Origin of the sequence: Azoarcus sp. L1K30 (assembly GCF_018122735.1) — a bacterium.
Lineage (GTDB): Bacteria > Pseudomonadota > Gammaproteobacteria > Burkholderiales > Rhodocyclaceae > Parazoarcus.
This window is the reverse complement of the sequence record NZ_JAGRRD010000001.1, coordinates 4,874,860-4,892,419: the sequence shown is the minus strand read 5'-3', so window position 1 is coordinate 4,892,419 and position 17,560 is coordinate 4,874,860. Positions and strand designations below refer to the sequence as shown.

At 65.7% G+C, this 17,560-nt stretch carries 14 protein-coding genes; all 14 read right to left on the bottom strand.

What is annotated here, in order from left to right; translation table 11 throughout:
* Nucleotides 1-18: 18 nt before the first annotated feature.
* A complete protein-coding gene (locus J5J83_RS22495; RefSeq protein ID WP_212352548.1) occupies nucleotides 19-1,164 on the bottom strand; it encodes an acyl-CoA dehydrogenase family protein in 1,146 nt (381 codons plus the stop codon).
* A 168-nt stretch (nucleotides 1,165-1,332) separates the two neighbouring features.
* On the bottom strand, nucleotides 1,333-2,316 hold the full coding sequence (locus J5J83_RS22490; RefSeq protein WP_212352547.1) for an MDR family oxidoreductase: 984 nt from the start codon (nucleotides 2,314-2,316) through the stop codon (nucleotides 1,333-1,335).
* A gap of 36 nt (nucleotides 2,317-2,352) precedes the next feature.
* Complete coding sequence (locus tag J5J83_RS22485) at nucleotides 2,353-3,123, bottom strand: SDR family oxidoreductase (RefSeq protein WP_212352546.1); 771 nt, start codon at nucleotides 3,121-3,123, stop codon at nucleotides 2,353-2,355.
* Nucleotides 3,120-3,554 carry a hypothetical protein gene (locus J5J83_RS22480; RefSeq protein WP_212352545.1) on the bottom strand — a complete coding sequence of 145 codons (435 nt, stop codon included), beginning with the start codon at nucleotides 3,552-3,554 and terminating at the stop codon, nucleotides 3,120-3,122. Before J5J83_RS22480 ends, J5J83_RS22485 begins: the two co-directional genes overlap by 4 nt.
* A gap of 19 nt (nucleotides 3,555-3,573) precedes the next feature.
* The gene (locus J5J83_RS22475; RefSeq protein ID WP_212352544.1) at nucleotides 3,574-4,536 is read right to left on the bottom strand and encodes an NmrA family NAD(P)-binding protein; all 963 of its coding nucleotides are present in this window, start codon (nucleotides 4,534-4,536) and stop codon (nucleotides 3,574-3,576) included.
* Nucleotides 4,537-4,570: 34 nt separating this feature from the next.
* Nucleotides 4,571-5,359, bottom strand: a complete 789-nt coding sequence (locus J5J83_RS22470; RefSeq protein ID WP_212352543.1) for a glucose 1-dehydrogenase — start codon at nucleotides 5,357-5,359, stop codon at nucleotides 4,571-4,573.
* Between the two features lie 35 nt (nucleotides 5,360-5,394).
* A complete protein-coding gene (locus J5J83_RS22465) occupies nucleotides 5,395-7,206 on the bottom strand; it encodes a DUF1302 family protein (protein ID WP_212352541.1) in 1,812 nt (603 codons plus the stop codon).
* A 65-nt stretch (nucleotides 7,207-7,271) separates the two neighbouring features.
* Nucleotides 7,272-8,249: a photosystem II stability/assembly factor-like protein gene (locus J5J83_RS22460; RefSeq protein ID WP_212352539.1), complete on the bottom strand. Its 978-nt coding sequence runs from the start codon at nucleotides 8,247-8,249 to the stop codon at nucleotides 7,272-7,274.
* A 2-nt stretch (nucleotides 8,250-8,251) separates the two neighbouring features.
* Nucleotides 8,252-9,625 carry a DUF1329 domain-containing protein gene (locus J5J83_RS22455; protein WP_212352537.1) on the bottom strand — a complete coding sequence of 458 codons (1,374 nt, stop codon included), beginning with the start codon at nucleotides 9,623-9,625 and terminating at the stop codon, nucleotides 8,252-8,254.
* 42 nt (nucleotides 9,626-9,667) lie between these two features.
* On the bottom strand, nucleotides 9,668-12,097 hold the full coding sequence (locus tag J5J83_RS22450; RefSeq protein ID WP_212352535.1) for an MMPL family transporter: 2,430 nt from the start codon (nucleotides 12,095-12,097) through the stop codon (nucleotides 9,668-9,670).
* A 68-nt stretch (nucleotides 12,098-12,165) separates the two neighbouring features.
* Nucleotides 12,166-13,407, bottom strand: coding sequence for a thiolase family protein (locus J5J83_RS22445; RefSeq protein WP_212352533.1), 1,242 nt, complete (start codon nucleotides 13,405-13,407; stop codon nucleotides 12,166-12,168).
* A gap of 70 nt (nucleotides 13,408-13,477) precedes the next feature.
* Entirely contained in the window at nucleotides 13,478-14,593 is a 1,116-nt protein-coding gene (locus J5J83_RS22440) for a DUF5938 domain-containing protein (RefSeq protein WP_212352532.1), read from the bottom strand.
* 33 nt (nucleotides 14,594-14,626) lie between these two features.
* Nucleotides 14,627-16,246 (bottom strand): AMP-binding protein, encoded by a 1,620-nt coding sequence (locus J5J83_RS22435; protein ID WP_212352528.1) that lies wholly within the window; start codon nucleotides 16,244-16,246, stop codon nucleotides 14,627-14,629.
* Nucleotides 16,247-16,283: 37 nt separating this feature from the next.
* Nucleotides 16,284-17,540, bottom strand: coding sequence for an acyl-CoA dehydrogenase (locus J5J83_RS22430; protein ID WP_212352526.1), 1,257 nt, complete (start codon nucleotides 17,538-17,540; stop codon nucleotides 16,284-16,286).
* Nucleotides 17,541-17,560: the final 20 nt, after the last annotated feature.

Sequence of the window (17,560 nt, the reverse complement as noted above, 5' to 3'; positions counted from 1 at the left end):
TTTCCAGCGCGGCACGGGCTACTTTCCGAACATCGATCTGGCAATGACTTCCTTCATGATTTCCGATGTCCCCGCATAGATCGTTTGAACCCGAGCGTCGACAAAGAAGCGCGAGATCGGGTATTCGACGGTGTAGCCATATCCACCGAAGAACTGCAGGCATGTATCGGTCACGCCACACTGCATTTCAGTGAGATGCAGCTTCAGGATCGCAGCGTCGACGGCTGTCATTTCGGCGTTTCGGTACTTCTCGGTACATTGCTTGAAATAGGCACGGGCCACTTCGATCTGCGCTTTGGCTTCGGCAAGTTTGAAACGTGTATTCTGGAAATCACTCACGCACTGGCCAAATGCCCTTCGTTGCTGGACGTAGTCCACCGTCAATGCCAGGGCTCCTTCCGTGGCCCCCAGTGCATGGGCTGCGACGGAGAGCCGCTCCCTGGGCAATTCCTGCATGAGATAGGAAAATCCGCGCCCCTCCTCACCCAGCAACGCGTCTGCCGGCACAACGAGATCCGTAAAAAACAATTCGGCCGTATCTCCCGTATGCTGCCCAATTTTCCGAATTGGCTTGCCCCTCGAAAAACCGGTCAAACGGGTGTCTACGAGAAACAATGAAACCCCCCTGGCGCCCGCCCTGGGGTCGGTCTTGGCGCAAACAATGACGAGATCAGCGTGAATGCCATTGGTAATGAACACTTTTGCGCCGTTGATACGCCAACCGTCGGCCGTGCGTTCGGCCGTGGTCCGCATTGCGGCCAGATCGCTTCCGGCGCCGGGCTCGGTCATCGCAATAGCACCGACCACCTCTCCAGTGACCATTGGCGGAAGCCATTGACGTTTCTGGGCGTCGGTGCCGATGTGAAGCAGATAGGGCATGACAATGTTGGCGTGGATGTTGTACCCGGCTGCCAGCCCCCCAAATCCCTGCCGCGCGATCTCCTCGGCGGTGAGCTGTGTGATCTCGAATCCGGCGCCTGCGCCGCCATACTCTTCGGGCATGTCGATGCCGAGCAGCCCTGCATTACCCAATGTGTTCCAGACGCTGCGAGGCATACCGCCCGCATCTTCCCAGGATTGGTAATAAGGGGCGACTTCCTGCTCAAGCGCGCGCACGACCATATCGTGGAGGAGTTGAAGATTAGGGTCTGCGTTACTACTCATCTATGTTGCTCCTGATGCCATGAATCGCTTCATCGCTGATTTTCCTTCCCGCCCCTGTTCCAGCCAGACACTCGCTGGCCCGATAACAGGATCAGCCCAAGAAAGACCAAAAGCGATTCGAGGGATGGAGCAGGAAGAAACCCCGTAGCAGCGCGAACGACTGCTTCGTCAATTGCCAACGTCGACGACCAAGCGACCACGGACCCGGCCCGCAAGAATCTCCGGCGCCATCCCGATGACCTCGCTGAGCCGGATCTCGCGCACCATGGACTCGAGCCGCGCAGCATCAAGATCCCGCGCCAGCCGTGACCACGCCTCGCGCCGCAGCGCCATGGGTGCGTTCACGCTATCGACGCCGTACAGGGCCAGATTGCGCAGGATGAAAGGCAGCACCGTCGCCGGCAGGTCAAGCCCCTGGGCCAGCCCGGTGGCGGCGATCGCCCCGCCGTAGCGCACCTGCGCCGCCACGTTCACCAGCGTGTGGCTGCCGGCAGTATCGATGGCACCGGCCCAGCGCTCGGCCTGCATGGGCTCGCCGGGGCTGGCCAGCGTCGCGCGGTCGATGAGCTCGGCCGCCCCCAGCGCCTTGAGATAGTCCGCCTCCTGCGGCCGGCCGGTGGCGGCCACGACGCGATAGCCCAGACCGGACAGCAGCGCGATCGCGATGCTGCCCACCCCACCGCTGGCACCCGTCACCAAAATGTCACCGTCGGCGGGCTCGATGCCGTGGCGTTCAAGCGTCATCACGCACAGCATGGCTGCGTAGCCCGCGGTGCCGACGGCCATGGCCTGGCGCGGCGTGAAGGCCGCTGGCAGCGGCACCAGCCAGTCGCCCTTGACCCGCGCGCGCTGCGCCAGCCCGCCCCAGTGGCGCTCACCCAGACCGTAGCCATTGACGAGCACCGCATCACCGGGTTTCCAGTCGGGGTGATCACTGGCCTCCACCGTGCCGGCGAAGTCGATGCCCGGCACCATCGGAAAATGGCTGATGAGCGGGATGCGGCCGGTCATGAGCAGACCGTCCTTGTAGTTGACCGTCGAATAGGTGATGCGCACGGTCACGTCGCCCTCGGGCAGCCGGGCATCCTCCACAGCAGCCAGTGAAGCCACATAACCGCCTTCGCCCTTGTCGACCAGAATGGCGTTGAACATGGATGTCTCTCCTTGTCGAATGAATTGTCGCGGCCGTCAGGCCAGGTGCCCGCCATCCACGACCAGCTCGGCACCGGTCATGTAGGACGCATCGTCGGACGCAAGAAAGACGATGGGGCGTGCAATCTCCTCAGGCCGGGCCAGCCGCCCCATGGGGATGCGTCGCATCACATCACCCACGAAATCTGCGGCCCGATCCGGCGTGAGGGTGGCGACCGCGCCCGAGACCAGCGCGGTGTCGGTGAAACCGGGGTGAATCGAATTGACGCGGATGCCGTAGCCCTGGCGGGCGCAATGCACCGCTGCGGACTTGGTAAAGGTGCGCACCCCGCCCTTGGAGGCGTTGTAGGCCGCCACCAGCGGCTCGCCGATCATGGCCTCGATGGACGAGACGTTGATGATCGAGCCGCCGCGCGCACGCATCAGCCGCACCGCCGTTTTCGTGCCGAGAAAGACGCCGGTGAGGTTCACGTCCAGCGTGCGCTGCCAGTCGCCCAGGGCGGTGTCCTCGACCGTGCCCATCAGGGCGATGCCGGCGTTGTTGACCACCACGTCGAGGACGCCACCGCAGTGCTGCTCGACATGGGCGGCGATCGCCGCCCAATCCGCCTCCCGGGTCACGTCCTGCTGCCGATAATCCACCGGCAGGTCGCGGTCGATCAGGGCCTGCAGCGCCTCGCCCGGTTTGGGGGCGAGGTCGGTGGCCAACACCCGGGCGCCCGCGTCGAGACAGGCGGCCACGGTGGCCAGCCCGATGCCACGGCCGGCGCCGGTCACCAGCACATGCTTGCCATCGAGCCGGCTCATGCCGCGCGCCCCTGCTCCGGATGGGTGCGCAGATAGCGCCAGAAGAAGAAGGCCCACACCAGGTCGCCGGTCACCAGCGCCGCGAAGGGCAGGCTGGTGGTGCCGGCGAGGAAGTGCTGGTAGCCGACCAGCACCACCAGCAGCTTACCGATGATGCCCTTCTCGATCATCACGCGGTTGCGCACCGGGTTCGCCCCCACGCGCCAGTAACCGATGCCGAAGGTGATCACCAGCACGGCGAACAGGTCGGTATAGAGGATGTCCACCGGCACCGGCTCGAAGCCGAACAGGGTGCACACCGCCACCGGCGCGAACCACAGCGGGATCGCCACCGCGATGTTGAACACCCCGGCGAGCCGGAACATCAGCCGCCAGCCGGAAAAACTGCCGCTGCGCACGGGCAGCCCCGCGGCACTCGTACTCAGGTTCATGTCGTCTCCTCGAAAGTACTCAAGCCTCGGCCAGGGCGGCCATCGCCGCTTCCAGTTCGCGCACCCGCGGCTCGATGTAGTCGGGGAACAGGCGGTCCAGCGGCGTGCCCTGGAACTCGGGCAGATGCATGGCGTTCCAGTTGGCCCACAGGGGCATGCCTTCGGGGCATTCGGTGGCGGTCACCCCGATGCCCACGATCGCCTTCATGGCGCCTTCCGGTGCTTCGTCATAGGCCCGGCACCAGTCGGCGTGGTTCATGTAGCGACGCTCGATGGGACGGCCGAGCAGGCGCTCGCGCACATCGAGCAACTCGTTCCAGGTGAGATAGGCGGTCGGTGCGACCGGGCAGACCGCATTGCGCGAGGCCGGGTGGGCGAGCACATGGGGGATGATCCGGCCCACGTCCTGCGGGCAGGACCAGGACATCTTGGTGTCGCCATCGCCCATCACCGCCACCGGCTCGGCCATGAAGTACTCGATCCACAGGCCGGCCGGGATGATGGTGAAGTCCAGCCCGGCCAGCTCGATCACCCGGCGGATGAAGGCCTTCTGGGCCGCCGCCGTGCGGTGGGCATTGGCCGTCGGCCAGAACTGCTCCCACTCGTAGATGAAGCCGTATTCCGAGGGCACGAAGCGCTCGACGCCGGCCTGCTTCGCGGCCCAGATGAGCGGGTACTGCGATTCGGTGGCGAACAGCGGCACGCAGGACACCAGGTAGTCGGTCCCCTGCAGCGCCGGGATCAGCGAGGCGTGATCGGTCACGTCGGCATGCTTGATGACGACGCCGCGCCGCTGCCAGTCGGCCCAGCGCTGCTGCTTTTCGTCGTCGGAGGTGAGCAGGCCGGAGGAGGACTTCTCCTGCAGCCGCCCTTCCCGGACGAGGACCTGAACGTCGAACACGTCCTGGCGGATCAGCTCCTCCACGCAGGCCGTGCCGGCATGGCCGGTGGCCGCGAAGACGGTCACTGTCTTTCGTTTCATTGTTGTCTCCTGTTGTTGTTCCGGCACACGCGCCTCAGCCGGCGGTCAGGCCACCATCGAGCACGAGCTCGGCGCCATTGACCCAGCGCCCGCTGCCGGCGGCCAGATAGCGCACCGCCTCGGCCACGTCCTGGGGGCGCCCGTAGCCCATGGGATGCATCTGCTGCATGAGCGCCTCGGCCGCGTCCGCGTCGGCGGCCAGCCCCAGGTCCACCAGCGAATTGACGACGGCAACGCCCATGTCGGTCTTGATGATGGCCGGGTGGATCGAGTTGACCCGCACGCCATAGCCCAGGCGCGCGCTCTCCATGGCGGCGGACTTGGTCAGCAGGCGCACCGCGCCCTTGGCCGCGCAGTAGGCGCCCAGGCCGACCACGCCCACCAGACCCGCCACCGAGGACAGGTTGATCACCGCCCCACCCCGGCCCGCGGCACCGCCGGGCCGCATGGTGCGCATGGCCCATTTGGTGCCCAGAAAGCAGCCGTCCGCATTGACCGACAGCACCCGGCGAAAATCGTCGAGCTCACAATCAATCATGAGCGCGGCGGTCTCGATGCCGGCGTTGTTGACCACCACGTCCAGCGCGCCGAAGGCCTCGAGCGTGCGCTTCACGGCCTCTGCCCAGTCAGCTTCGTTGGTCACGTCATGGCGGACGAACAGGCCATCGAGCGGTGCGGCCACCGCCCGTCCGGCATCCTCGTCCACATCCGTGACCACCACCTGGGCGCCCGCAGCGGCCAGACTCCTGGCGATTGCGGCGCCGAGGCCGCGTGCGCCCCCGGTCACCAGCGCCACCTTCCCTTCCAGTGCATTCGATTCCACACCTGCTCCTTGTCTGATCGCTGGTCGATGGACGCTCAGAAGTACCAGGTGCCGCGCACGAAGACCTCGTTGGCGTTCTCGAGGTTGGCGGCGAAGTCGTCATAGCCGCCATCGCTCTCGATGATGTTGGCGTAGATGTCGAGCTGCATCTGGCGGTTGGGCTTCCACTTCACCCCGGGCTGGATCAGCCAGCCGCCACGCAGGTCGGTCAGCACGGTGAGGTCGCCGCGCCATTCGAGCGTGCTCGAGGGCTGCTGGATGGCCAGCGCCACGGCGTTGAAGCTGTCGATGCCGCGCGGCCGCTCACCCGGCTTGTTGCTGAGCCCGGACACATGGCGGCCGTAGAGGTCACTCGAACTCTTGTGCAGCCATTGCGCCACGATGTAGGTGGCCGGCATGGACGCGCTGAACTTGTGGTACTTCTCGAAGATGAAGGCGAACTGGGTCTCGTCTTCCTTGATGTAATGGCGCGACAGGGTCGGATTCGTGAACTTCTTGTCCGGCGTGTAGGACAGCTCGAAGCGCGCTACGAGTTGATCAAGAAGCGAATCGGGCTCGCCCTCGAATACATGGTTCGCACTGAATCCGAGAACGGTCTCGCGCGGATATTCACGCGCCAGATGCCCCTTGAGGTTGCCCATCCCCACCACTGGATCGAAGAAAGTATCCAGAATGCAACCTGCAGCCGCCTTGCCAGGAATCGAGATCTGATTGCCGGTAACGTTGGCGCCGCAACCGCCTGCTACACCGAGCGACCCCAGGCCCAGCGTGGCCGGAAACTCGTTGAGCGCGGTTTCAAGGCCGCCAATGCCGTCCAGCCCCACAAGACTGGCGTATTCGAACCATTCAGCCGAGCTGTAGACGCCTTGTCCGGTGCCCGCCTGGAAGGCCGTGCCGCCGAGCATGCCAGACTTCGAATCGGTCCAGCGCACGACCCCGTCCGGGTTGCGCCGGTTGACCGCCATGAACTGCACGCCGACGTCACCGATGTTGCCTCGAATGCGACCGCCGAAATTCCAGTCGTTCTTGACGTCCTGATAACCGGCCCGCTCCTGCACCGTGAACTGCGCGGGGATGGTGTTGTAGGGGGAATTGTCGCCGGCCAGGATGGAGGGCTGGAAGCGCTGGGAGAAGCCTTCGATCTCCCAGTCGTTGTTGACCCGGAAGCTGCCGCGCAGGCCGAAGGACGGCACCCGCTTGTCCGAGAACTCCTCGGCGGCCACGTCGAGGATCGAGTGACGACGCAGGTCGAGACCATTGGGAACGTCGAGCACACGGAAGAAGATCGCCTCGCCCCAAGCGATCTGCTGGTTCCCGAGGCGCAGCCACAATGGTCCGTCGTTGTAATCCAGATGGGCAACAGGCACGTCCACCATCCAGTCCTTGCGAGCCGCCTCAAAGGGCGTACCGCCGCGACTGCCGCGAAACTCCTGCTCGAAGATGTTCTCGTACTTGTAGGCATCCTCGATCTGGCCGACGCCGTCGTAGAAGCCACGCAGCTTGAAATGGGCCGCGAAGGATTCGTTGAACTTGGCGTCCGCGCTCAACTCCATGCGGGTGGCGAACATGTTCAACGAGGTGGACTCCGACAGGCTGTCCGGTCGTGCAAAGGTCGACGGGGCCACGCCCGGTGCCAACAGCGGCCCCAGGCCGGTGTTGGCGACGGTGACGCCGTTGAAGCGATTGCCCGATTGATTGGCCGGGTTCTCGTGGCCACCGGCCCGCACCGCGATCTCCTCACGGACCAGACCCGATACCTGCCAGTCCGCGGCCGCGACCGGCAAGGCACAAACAGCAGCGCCGGCCCACAGGGCGCTGCGCGACAGGTTCAGCACAATGGTCTTCATCTTGTCTCCTCGATTTTTCGTGTTTCCCCGCGCGCTGGCGTGCAGGGTGCGTGCTCAATGCAAACTCAGTGCACCAGCTCAATGACTGTTGCTGCGCTACCTACGGCCAGGATCCGGTTTTGCCCTGCCCCGTCAGTTGCTCCGCTTACTGCCACCAGCGCAGCCTGTGGCTTGGGCCCAACCGGCTGCCAATCCACTCCTTCATTGGTGCTCTCAAGCAAGACATTCACGCCCGATACCACCACCCTGCCCCCACCGTTTGTCCATACTCCGGTGAGCAGATCCGCCATGCCGGTAGCGCGCGCCCGCCACGTCCTGCCACGGTCGTCACTGGCCAGGACCAATCCAGCCTGGCCAACCGCGAAAATGTGCGAACCGGCCGCTGCGAATCCGAACAGGGAGGGACCGCCGTAATGCAGGATCTGCCAAGTCTCCCCATCAACGGAGCGCAGGATCAGGCCTGACTCTCCCACCATCGTGATCAAGCCATCGTCATCCACATGAACGTCATAGAGATGCGGTTCGAAGCCATCCGGATTGAGCTGCGACCAATCGAGGTCGAGCACGTCCCAGTGTTGGCCGCCATCGCGGGAGCGGAGGACCGTCCCGAATGCGCCCACTGCCACCGCCAGCTGATGACGGTTATGACTGACCGCCATCAACCGCGCCTCCGACACCGGGGGCAGCGCCCGCCATTGGCGACAGTCGTCGGACACCAACATGGCGCCAGCCTGGCCAACCGCGATACAGCGACCATTCTTGACGCTTGCGCCCAGCAAGGCGACCGACACCTGCTTGACACCGACCGGCCGCCAATTCAAGCCTCCATCGTCACTGGCGAGAACGGCGCCATAGGCACCGACTGCGAGTCCGATGGCACCATCGAAAGCCAGGTCGAACAGCATTTCGTGCGCGGTACCGCTGCGGATCACTGTCGGAGCTGGCGGCACGGCCTGTGCACCAAGGCCAATCCCGGCGAAACATGCTGCGCACAACACCTTGCGCCATGCCCGGCCTTTGCCGGAGAGTCGATCGCGCCGCATGATCAGGTTCCCAGCCGCTGAATGGCCTGATTGTTCAGGTACTTGTCGATGAGCCCTTCGCGGTTGTAGCCAGAGGTGTAGCCACCTTGAACCTTCTTCGCCTGGACGAAGCGGGTCATGCGGTTGGACTGGATGTCATGGCAATGCACGCCGGTCCACGACCAGGCGGTGTGCTTGCCGTCCATCACCTTCAGGTCGCCCTTCTCGTACAGGCTGTACTGGGGCTCGAAGCTCTTCCAGATGTCGCCACGACGGTCGTAGGTGATGTACCCCACGTACATCATGTTGCGCACATCGATCCACACCCGCTTCTTGGACACCGGCGCGCGCGAGTAGCCCACCGGCTCCGCCTCGACGATCAGCACCTCGGGGCACAGCTCCATCTGGGTCTCGAAGAAGGTCTGGTTCTTCGGACCACCGTGCACCGGGCGCTCCCAGTTCTCGTTGTCGCCATACCAGTTCTGCGATACCGCGCCCAGGAAGGGGCCGCGGCCGACCACCCGGTAGTTGCCCCAGGTGAGCATCGGATCGCCTGCCGCCCAGGCATCGGACAGGTACAGGGCCATGCCGGCCACCAGCGGTTCGAAGCGCTGGTTGGTGGGGAACTTGCGCACCCGCTTGAAGGCCGGCAGGTAGCCGACCAGGTCGGGAAACCTCCTCTGGTCGTAGTGCCAGGTGTTCAGGTAGGAGGTGCCCTTGACGTCGGCAGGCGAGGTGAAGAACACCGACTGCAGGCGCAGCTTGTCTTCCATGCCCTCGAGGTACGGCCCGCCCGCGCCGACGCGCCCGGAGGTGTTCTCTTCCACCCACACGAAGTCATACTGATAGGACTGCTCGCCATCGGGGCCGATCTCCCAGTCGCGCACCGCATAGGTGGAGTTGTTGTGGCGACCCCAGCTCAGCGCCAGATTGGCGAAGGCCTCCTCGGCCGTCTTGGCGTCCGGGAAGGGATTGCCACCGATCCAGGGTTTGCCGTCGGCGGTGACCACGTTGCCGCCCGCATCGAACCGGGCCTGCCCCTTGTTGCGCAGGGTCGCTTCCAGGTACTCGGCCGGATACATCCGGGTCACATCACGGGTGGAGGCCACGATGCGGATCTGCCGCCCCATCTCCTTGACCTGCTTGAAGGCGATCGGGTCGAGCAACTCCTTGACCAGGTCCACGTTGTCGGCCGTGAGCAGGTCACCGGTCTTGATCTTGCCCTTGGTGTAACCCTCGATGGAGAGCAGCTCGTCCGGGTAGGCCTTGGTGATGTCGGCGGCCTGCGCGATCAGCGGCCACAGCGGCGTCAGTACGCCGGCACCGAGGATGCCCCGCGCGGTCTTGTCGAGAAAGGCGCGGCGGCTGAAATTGAAATCGAACTTGCGAATGTGCATGTCTCACTCCTTTGTAATGTGCCGGGCATGGGCCCGGAGGTGTCACAAGCTGGCCATGGAGATCCGCTGGCTGTCGCCCGACGGGGTACCTTCGACGCTCTCGGACAGGGCCGACACGTCCTTTTCGAGAAAGCGGGGGCGGAACAGGAACACGAGCAGCGGCACCAGCAGCAGCGCCAGCACCATGTTGATGAGCATCACCGCCACCAGCATCAGGCCCATGTCGGAGAGGAACTTCAGTTCCGACAGGAAGTACCAGGGCGCGATGCCGAGGGTCATGAGGCTGGCGGTGAAGAAGATGGCCTTGCCGCAGGTGGTCAGCGCCATGTTGATGGCGGCACGCAGATCGCGATCGCAGGCCTGGTACTCCTCCCAGATACGGGTCAGCAGATAGATCCCGTAGTCGATGCCCACGCCGATGCCGATGGCCAGGATGGGCAGCGAATTCACATCCAGACCGAGCCCGCCGAGCGACATCGCCGCGGTCAGGAAAACGTTGGCCAGGTTCACCGGGAAGAGCAGGATCAGCCCTGCCGCGATCGACCGGTAAGCCAGCGAGCAGCCCACCAGGATCACCAGGTTGAGCGCGCCGAGGATGTACCACTGATACAGGTCCACCGTGTCGTTGATGGACTGCTGCAGCGCGATGGCGCCCGTACCCAGGCGGATGCGGAAGGTCTCATGCTCCGGGCCGACCTCGTCGATGCAGCGGCGCGCCTGCACCAGGGCGGCGTCCACGGTCGCCTGCTTGTTGTTCGGGTACCACAGGGACACGGTGCCGTTCGTCTGCTCGAAATCGGTCACATGCAGATAGGCCTTGGCGCTGGTGCCCACCATGAGGGCGCCGGCCGCAGCGGCCGCGGCCGCGTCGTCATTGTCCAGCGGCGCCCATTTCGGGTTGCCGCCGTTGAACACCCGGTTGGCCTCCGGCGCATAGTCGGCGAAAGACAGGGTGGCGGTCGGCGGCGTCGGCCCGCTCTCCAGGCAGTGCTGCAGCGACTGCATGGTGTTGAGGGTGTCGGACTGGCGCACGATACGCCCCTGTTTGCCCTCGAACACCACCTCCAGCGTCATCAGCCCGGGGAAGTGGGCGTTGATGTCGCGCACCGCGGTGTTGAATCTGGAGTCGTAGCGCAGCAGGTTGCTGCCCTCGACCGGGTTGCCCACCTGCACCTTGCTCATCTCGACCACGGCCAGCACCGCCAGCGCAGCGAAGACCAGTGCGGTGAAGCGCGCCCGGCGGGTGGCCAGGTGGCCGCAGCGCAGCAGCACCCGGTTCATGACGCGCGGCAGCCAGCCGCCGTCGTCGCCCCGCGCCAGCAGGTGGTCGAGATTATTCGGCTGCGGCAACAGGCTCAGCAGAATCGGAGTGAGGAGGACGCTGGTCACGATCAGGTTGAGCGCCCACAGTCCGGTGAACAGGGCGAATCGCTCCAGCGCCGGGATCGGCGCCAGGGCCACCAGCAGCAGGCCGACCGCATCGGTGAGAATCCCGAGCGTGCCCGGCCACACCAGCGACACCAGCGAATACTCGGCTGCCTGGTGCTTGTCGCCGGACTGGTGCAACAGCTCGTAATAGCGTTCGGTGGCCTGCACGCAGTGGCTGAAGCAGCGCGCGATCAGCAGCAGCGGCACCACCATCAACAGGGGCTCCACCGGCTGCCCGAGCCAGCCCACCAGCCCGAACCCCCAGATAGCGGAGACGATGCTGACCACCGCCGGGGTGACGATGCCAGCTACATTACGCATGTGCAGCGCCAGCATCAGGAACATCAGCCCGAGGGTGACCGCGAAGATCTTCACCGTGTCGCCGCCGAAGTGATAGACCCAGCCGGTGAGCATCGGCCAGCCCGCCACATGGATCTCGTGCAACTCGTCCTGCTGCGCGCTCACCAGGGTCTGGACGAAGGCGAACAGCTCACCATAGTCCACCAGATGCTCGATGAAGGTGGCGTTGACCAGCGCCGCGCTGCCGTCGTTGGAGACCAGGAACTGGCGGGCCGCGGGCGAATCACTCACCCGGCGGCGGATCTGCTCGAGCTCGGCGGCCGTCTCGGGCGGATGATCGTCCATGATCGGCGTCGAATAGATGCCGTCGGCCGTCACCACCGTGAAACGCGCCTTTTCGGTGGCGATGGAGAGGATCTGGTCATGATCGACCCCCGGCGCCAAGTCGATCTCGCGCGAGATGTCCCAGATCTTGCGCAGGGTGTCGCGCTGGTAGATGTCCTTGCCATCCTTGCGCTTGATTTCTACGGTCAGCGTCAGCGGATTGCCGAAGTTGGGATGCTCCCGAAAGGTCTGCACGAAGGGATGCGCGCGCGGAAACAGGTCCGAGAAAATCGTGCGCACGTCGATACGCTGCAGCCCGACGGCGAAGAACGCGGTGATCAGCGCCAGCGCCACCAGCACCAGCGCCCGGTGGCCCAAGGCGAACCTGGCCAGCCTGTGGCGAATCTGTCTTGCCTCCATCCTTGTCTCTCTCCAGGTTTTTGTGTGGCTCGCCCGTGCTGGGCGAGTCCTTTTTGCGCTGCCGCGACCTAGCGTCCCAGCAGGGTCACGCAGGCCGCCGCCTCCTCGATACCCACCAGGCCGCCGCCGTTCTCGGCGATGGCGATGCGGGCGCCATCGACCTGACGCGCCCCGGCCTCACCGCGCAACTGGGTCACCAGCTCGAAGATCTGCCCCAGCCCGGTGGCGCCGATCGGGTGGCCTTTCGATTCCAACCCGCCCGAGGGATTGATCGGGATGCGGCCACCGATGCGGGTCTCGCCACGCTCGGCACACACCCCGCCTTGCCCCGGGGGACACAGGCCCAGCACCTCGGACTGAATGATTTCGCCGATGGCGGTGGCGTCATGCACCTCGGCCACCGAGACGTCTTCCGGACCGACGCCGGCCTGCTCGTACACCTTGCGGGCCGCCTCGCGCACCAGGTGGCGGTCGAAGGCTTCGGGCGCCCGGTCCGAGCCGCCCTGCAAGGCCCAGCCGAGCACCTGGACGGCCCGCGAGCTGCGCCCGGCCAGCCGCGCCAGTCCGGCCTGACTGCAAACGATCGCGGCGGCCGCGCCATCGCTCACCGGCGAGCACATGGGCAGGGTCAACGGATAGGTGATGGCCGGCGCGGCGAGGATCTCCTCCACCGAGTAGGCCTGCTGGTACTGGGCCAGCGGGTTGTGCGCCGAGTGCTGGTGGTTCTTGGCCGACACCGCCGCAAACTGGGCCATGGTGGTGCCGAACTCGCGCATGTGCATGCGCCCGAAGGCGGCGTAGATGTCCATGAATACGCTGTAGGGCTTGGTCGACACCGTGCCCGGCGGCGGCGTGATGCCCTCGCCCATGCGCAGCAGGCGCTCGCGCCCGGCGGCCACGTCGTGCACGTCCCAGGCGCCGTCGAAGACGCCGAAGGTGCGGGCCTTGTCCTCGGAAAACATCTTCTCCGCGCCCACTGCGAGCACGATGTCCGCGCCGCCGCCGCTGACCATCGCCACCGCCATCTGGAAGGCGGTGCTGGCACTGGCGCAGGCGTTCTCCACGTTCACCACCGACAGCCCCTCGAAGCCCATGGCGCGCAGCGCCACCTGGCCGCGGATCATGTCCTGCCCTTCCATGTGGCCCTGGGCGGCGTTGGCGAAGAAGGCCATCTGCACGTCGCCACGCTCGCAGCCGGCATCGGCCAGCGCCTGCTCGACCGCCGCACGGGTGAGCGTCTTGACGCTCTGGTCCAGATGTTTGCCGAATCGCGTCATGCCGACGCCGGCCACGAAAGCGCGTGTACTCATGTCTGTGTCACCCTTGGTTCAGAAATATCGCCGCCCCGGCTGCAAGCACCCGGGGACGGCGCAAGGCGGATCAGGATTGGGTTACCTGGCAGCTCAGCAGGCCTTCCTCGGACAGCGCGCCGAGCAGGTTGCGGGCGCCGAAGGCCTGGGTCGGGGAGACGAAGCCGACGGCCTGGAGCTGCCCGCGCAGCACCCGCCGCGCCGCCTCGGCGCCGAGCACACCGGTCTGGATGTAGGGCGCGGTCCCCACCAGGGTCACGTTCACCCCGACGCTGGTGCCCCGCCCATGGCAGGACAGCACGCAGCGATTGACTTCCGGCACTTCGCGCGGCGGCTCCACCGAGGTCACGTCGCCGCCCCAGCGGTTGGTGATCTCTTCATGCTGGTCCTCGGGCAGCTCGCGGCATTCCTTCTCGAAGCGCTGGAGGATGCCGAGCACGGCGTCGAACATCACCCGGTTGCGGAAGGACACCAGCACCCGGCAATTGCGCACCCGGTCATCACCGTCGTACCACACCGGCTCGCCACCGCCACCCCAGGGCAGCGCACTGAACAGCTCATGCTCGCCGGCGACGCTCACCGTGTAGCCGGTGGCATAAGGCCACATGACCGGCTGGCGGTCCTTGAGGAAGTACTGGGGCTTGGTGCACATGCGCAGGAAGGACTTGGTGGAGGCCACGCTGGTCTGCGAGTCGGCCAGGTAGACCAGATCCACCGAATCGACCCCCGGGGTTTCGAGTGCAATCTCGGCGGCCAGCAGCCCCTCGGCCCACATGTAGGAGTTGGCCGGGCACAGGGCGAGACCGGCGGCGGCGTAGCGCTTGCCGTATTCGTCGCGCAGCAGGCGCATCCAGTCCGCCTCACCGGTGGTGTCGAAGTAGTGGCAGCCGGCGGCCAGCGCCGCCTGCACCACCGGCTCGCCGATCTGCATGAACGGGCCGGTGACGTTGATCACCACCTTGGCGCCGCGAAACAGGTCGGTGAGCGCGGCCACGTCATGATTGACCGCCACGCAGCGGTAGTCCTGCCCCTCCAGTTCGGGGACCTTCGCCATCTCTTCTTCGAGCCGCTGCTGGCTGCGCCCGGCGGCGATGAAGGGAATGCGGCGCTCGGCCAGCTTCCAGGCGATCAGCTTGCCCGTGTAGCCACTGGCGCCGTACACCACCACGTCGTAGTTGTCTGCCATCGTATGTCTCCTGTTGTGCATGCGCCGGGGCGCTCAGTGCGTCGCCGTCGATGCGCGGCGTTCGGTATGGATGCGGGCGTCGGGCTCCTTGAAGGCTTCCTTGAGGAAGCGCTCCTGGGGCTTCTCCGACGCGGTCTTGGGAATCTCGGCCACCACCTGCAGATAGCCGGGCACGCTGCTGCTCTCGAGTTGATCGCGGCACAGCCGGAACAGGGCATCCGGGTCGAAAGGGACCCCGGCCTCCGGAATGACTGCCGCGACCACGTCCTTCTCGCCCGGCGCACCGGAGGCGGCGTCGATGCCATAGACGAAGACGTCGGAGACCATCGGGCTCTCGGCCATCACCTTTTCGATGGCCGCCGGATCGACGAAGTCGCCGTTGTGGCGGATGGCGCCGCCCATGCGGAAGTCGAAGAACAACCAGCCATCCTCGTCCACATGGCCGATGTCACCCATGCGCAGCCAGCCGCTGCGAGTCTTGGCCGCCGAGGCCTCCGGGTTGTGCAGGTAGTCCACGACCGGGGCGGAGCCGTCGGCGGGCTGGAAGATGATTTCCCCACGCTCGCCCGGCGCCACGTCCTGCCCGTACTCGTCGACGATGCGCATCCTGAGTGCCGGCGGCGGCTTGCCCACACTGCCAACGGGCCCCTGCCCGATGGGCTTGATCGTCAGCCCGCCTTCGACCGCTGCGTAGACCTCGAGGATGTCCACACCGAAGCGGCGCTCGAAGTCTCGCCAGATCGCCGCCGGCATGCCCGCCGCGATGACGAAGCGCACCGGGTTGTCGGCGTCGTCGGGGCGCACCGGCTCGCTGTAGATGGCGGTGGTCATACCGCCGAGCAATGTGAAAGTGGTGCAGCCGTACTTGCGGGCTACATTCCACAGGCGTGACTTGGAAAAGCGCCGACTGATGACCGCGCGCATCCCCGTCTTGAGCGAACACGACAAGGTGATCAACTGGGCGTTGCCATGGGTGAGCGACAGCCCGGTATAGGGCCGGTCACCCGGCCGGTAGCCGAGCACCTCATGCCAATTACCCACCGCTGCGAAACGCGCATGGCGGATCACCACGCCCTTGGGATCGCCGGTGGTACCCGAGGTGTACATGATCTCCATGGGCTTGGACGGATCGTCGGAAACGATGGCCACCTCCGGCACCGGCGCGGCGAGAATCTCGTCGAAGCGCCGCACGCCGGCATAGGCATCCAGCGGACGGGCCGTTGGCGCACCGGTGTCGAGCACCCAGATCCACACCAGCTCGGGCAGCTGGTCGCGCACTTCCTCCAGGGTGTCGAGCACGTAGTCGGCACAGATCACGCCGCGGCAGCCGGAGTGGCGCAGCATGTACACCAGCTTCTCGCCGCGGGTGCGCGGATCGATGGGCACGAACACCGCAGCGCTGATCGAGGCGCCGACCATGGCATCCAGGAATTCCGGATGGTTCTGCATCAGCAGGCCGAAGATGCCCCCACCGCCGACCCGCCCTTCGTTGAGGGCCACAGCCACCCGCCGGCCGTTGTCCCACAGCTGGCGGTAGGTACGGATCTCGTCCTCGCAGCCGGGGTGCTCGAAGGTCACCACATCCAGATCGGGATGGGTTTCCGCGCGGTTGGCGATGAGGTTCGCGAGGATCAGTTCATCTCTTGCGGTCATGAGGCCGATCGCTCCTTGTGCTTGGTCTGGCCGCCGGTCACAGGCGGTCCGGATCGATGAGGGCGTAGCCGCCCTTGATGGCGAGGATCTCGTTGCAACCGTCCTCGATCAGCGAGGCGCGCGCATCGCGCAGCAGCTTCTCGACCGGGTATTCGCGGGTCAGCCCGTTGCCACCGAAGATCTGCAGGGCGTCGCTGGCGACTTCGAAGGCGGTCTGGGTGCCGGTGACCTTGGCGGTCATGGCCGCATGCAGCGCCGGTTCGGGCGAGACGAAGTTGTAATGGACGACCCGGTTGGTCAGTGCCCGCGAGGCTTCGACCTTGCGGAACATGTGGAACAGCCGCTGCGCCACCGACTGGTGGCGGATGATCGGCACCCCGCCCTGCTTGCGCTCATGGGCGTAGTCGAGCGCGAGCTCGAAGGCCGCCCGGGCCACCCCGGTAAAGGTGGCACCCATGAGTCCGTTGGCCGCGGTATGAATGATCTTCACCGCAGACTGGAACTCGTCGGGCCCGGCCAGCAGGTGGCTGCGCGGCACGCGCACGTTGTCGAAGTAGATCTCGCCCTGGTTGAGCGCACGCTGGCCGAGCTTGTCCAGCGGCTTGCCGCGCGAGACGCCCTTCGCATCCATCGGCACGATCACCACGCAACCATGTTGCGGGTCGAGCGTGGTCCCGGTATCGGTGGCGCAATACAGTACACACACCTCGGCGATGGTCCCGTTGGAGACCCAGGCCGATTTCTGCCCGTTGATGACCACCTCGTCGCCATCGAGCCGCGCCGAGCAGTTGGGCCGGCCGTACTGGCCCTGGGGGTGAAAGATGCCGCGGTTCGGGTCCAGGGTGTCGGAGCCATGATCCGGCTCGGTGATGCCCCAGCAGCCGAGCATGCCGTCCGGATACTGCTGGAACAGGTCCTCGCGGCCGAGGACCGCGCTCATGTACTGGGGCAGCATGCCGGCACCGAAGGAGATCGCCAGGCCCGAGTCGCCCCAGCCCAAGGTCTCGAACAGCAGGCACATCATCTTGCCGCGCTCCTCGGGCTCGAAGCCCAGCAGCGCCTCGACCCCGAAGCCAAGCTCGACGAACTTGCGGCGTGCCTCCCAGTAGGGCGAGTCGGGAGCGGCGACCGCGTCGGGGCTCATGCGGTCGAGTTCGGTGCCGATGGGGCGCATCACCGTCTGCGCATAGCGCTGCAGACTGCCCAAGATCATCGTAGCGGTTTCGGGTAGCGGCGCTTCCGCACCGAGCGACCCCAGTTTGTTCGCCTGGGGAAGCGGCCTCCTCTCGTTCATGTGTCTCTCTCCTGTGATGC

What these genes read in the sequence shown, in the direction of transcription:
- J5J83_RS22495 (WP_212352548.1), bottom strand. Translation starts at nt 1,164, where the DNA reads ATGAGTAGTAACGCAGACCCTAATCTTCAACTCCTCCACGATATGGTC.
- J5J83_RS22490 (WP_212352547.1), bottom strand. Translation starts at nt 2,316, where the DNA reads ATGTTCAACGCCATTCTGGTCGACAAGGGCGAAGGCGGTTATGTGGCT.
- J5J83_RS22485 (WP_212352546.1), bottom strand. Translation starts at nt 3,123, where the DNA reads ATGAGCCGGCTCGATGGCAAGCATGTGCTGGTGACCGGCGCCGGCCGT.
- J5J83_RS22480 (WP_212352545.1), bottom strand. Translation starts at nt 3,554, where the DNA reads ATGAACCTGAGTACGAGTGCCGCGGGGCTGCCCGTGCGCAGCGGCAGT.
- J5J83_RS22475 (WP_212352544.1), bottom strand. Translation starts at nt 4,536, where the DNA reads ATGAAACGAAAGACAGTGACCGTCTTCGCGGCCACCGGCCATGCCGGC.
- J5J83_RS22465 (WP_212352541.1), bottom strand. Translation starts at nt 7,206, where the DNA reads ATGAAGACCATTGTGCTGAACCTGTCGCGCAGCGCCCTGTGGGCCGGC.
- J5J83_RS22460 (WP_212352539.1), bottom strand. Translation starts at nt 8,249, where the DNA reads ATGCGGCGCGATCGACTCTCCGGCAAAGGCCGGGCATGGCGCAAGGTG.
- J5J83_RS22455 (WP_212352537.1), bottom strand. Translation starts at nt 9,625, where the DNA reads ATGCACATTCGCAAGTTCGATTTCAATTTCAGCCGCCGCGCCTTTCTC.
- J5J83_RS22450 (WP_212352535.1), bottom strand. Translation starts at nt 12,097, where the DNA reads ATGGAGGCAAGACAGATTCGCCACAGGCTGGCCAGGTTCGCCTTGGGC.
- J5J83_RS22445 (WP_212352533.1), bottom strand. Translation starts at nt 13,407, where the DNA reads ATGAGTACACGCGCTTTCGTGGCCGGCGTCGGCATGACGCGATTCGGC.
- J5J83_RS22440 (WP_212352532.1), bottom strand. Translation starts at nt 14,593, where the DNA reads ATGGCAGACAACTACGACGTGGTGGTGTACGGCGCCAGTGGCTACACG.
- J5J83_RS22435 (WP_212352528.1), bottom strand. Translation starts at nt 16,246, where the DNA reads ATGACCGCAAGAGATGAACTGATCCTCGCGAACCTCATCGCCAACCGC.
- J5J83_RS22430 (WP_212352526.1), bottom strand. Translation starts at nt 17,540, where the DNA reads ATGAACGAGAGGAGGCCGCTTCCCCAGGCGAACAAACTGGGGTCGCTC.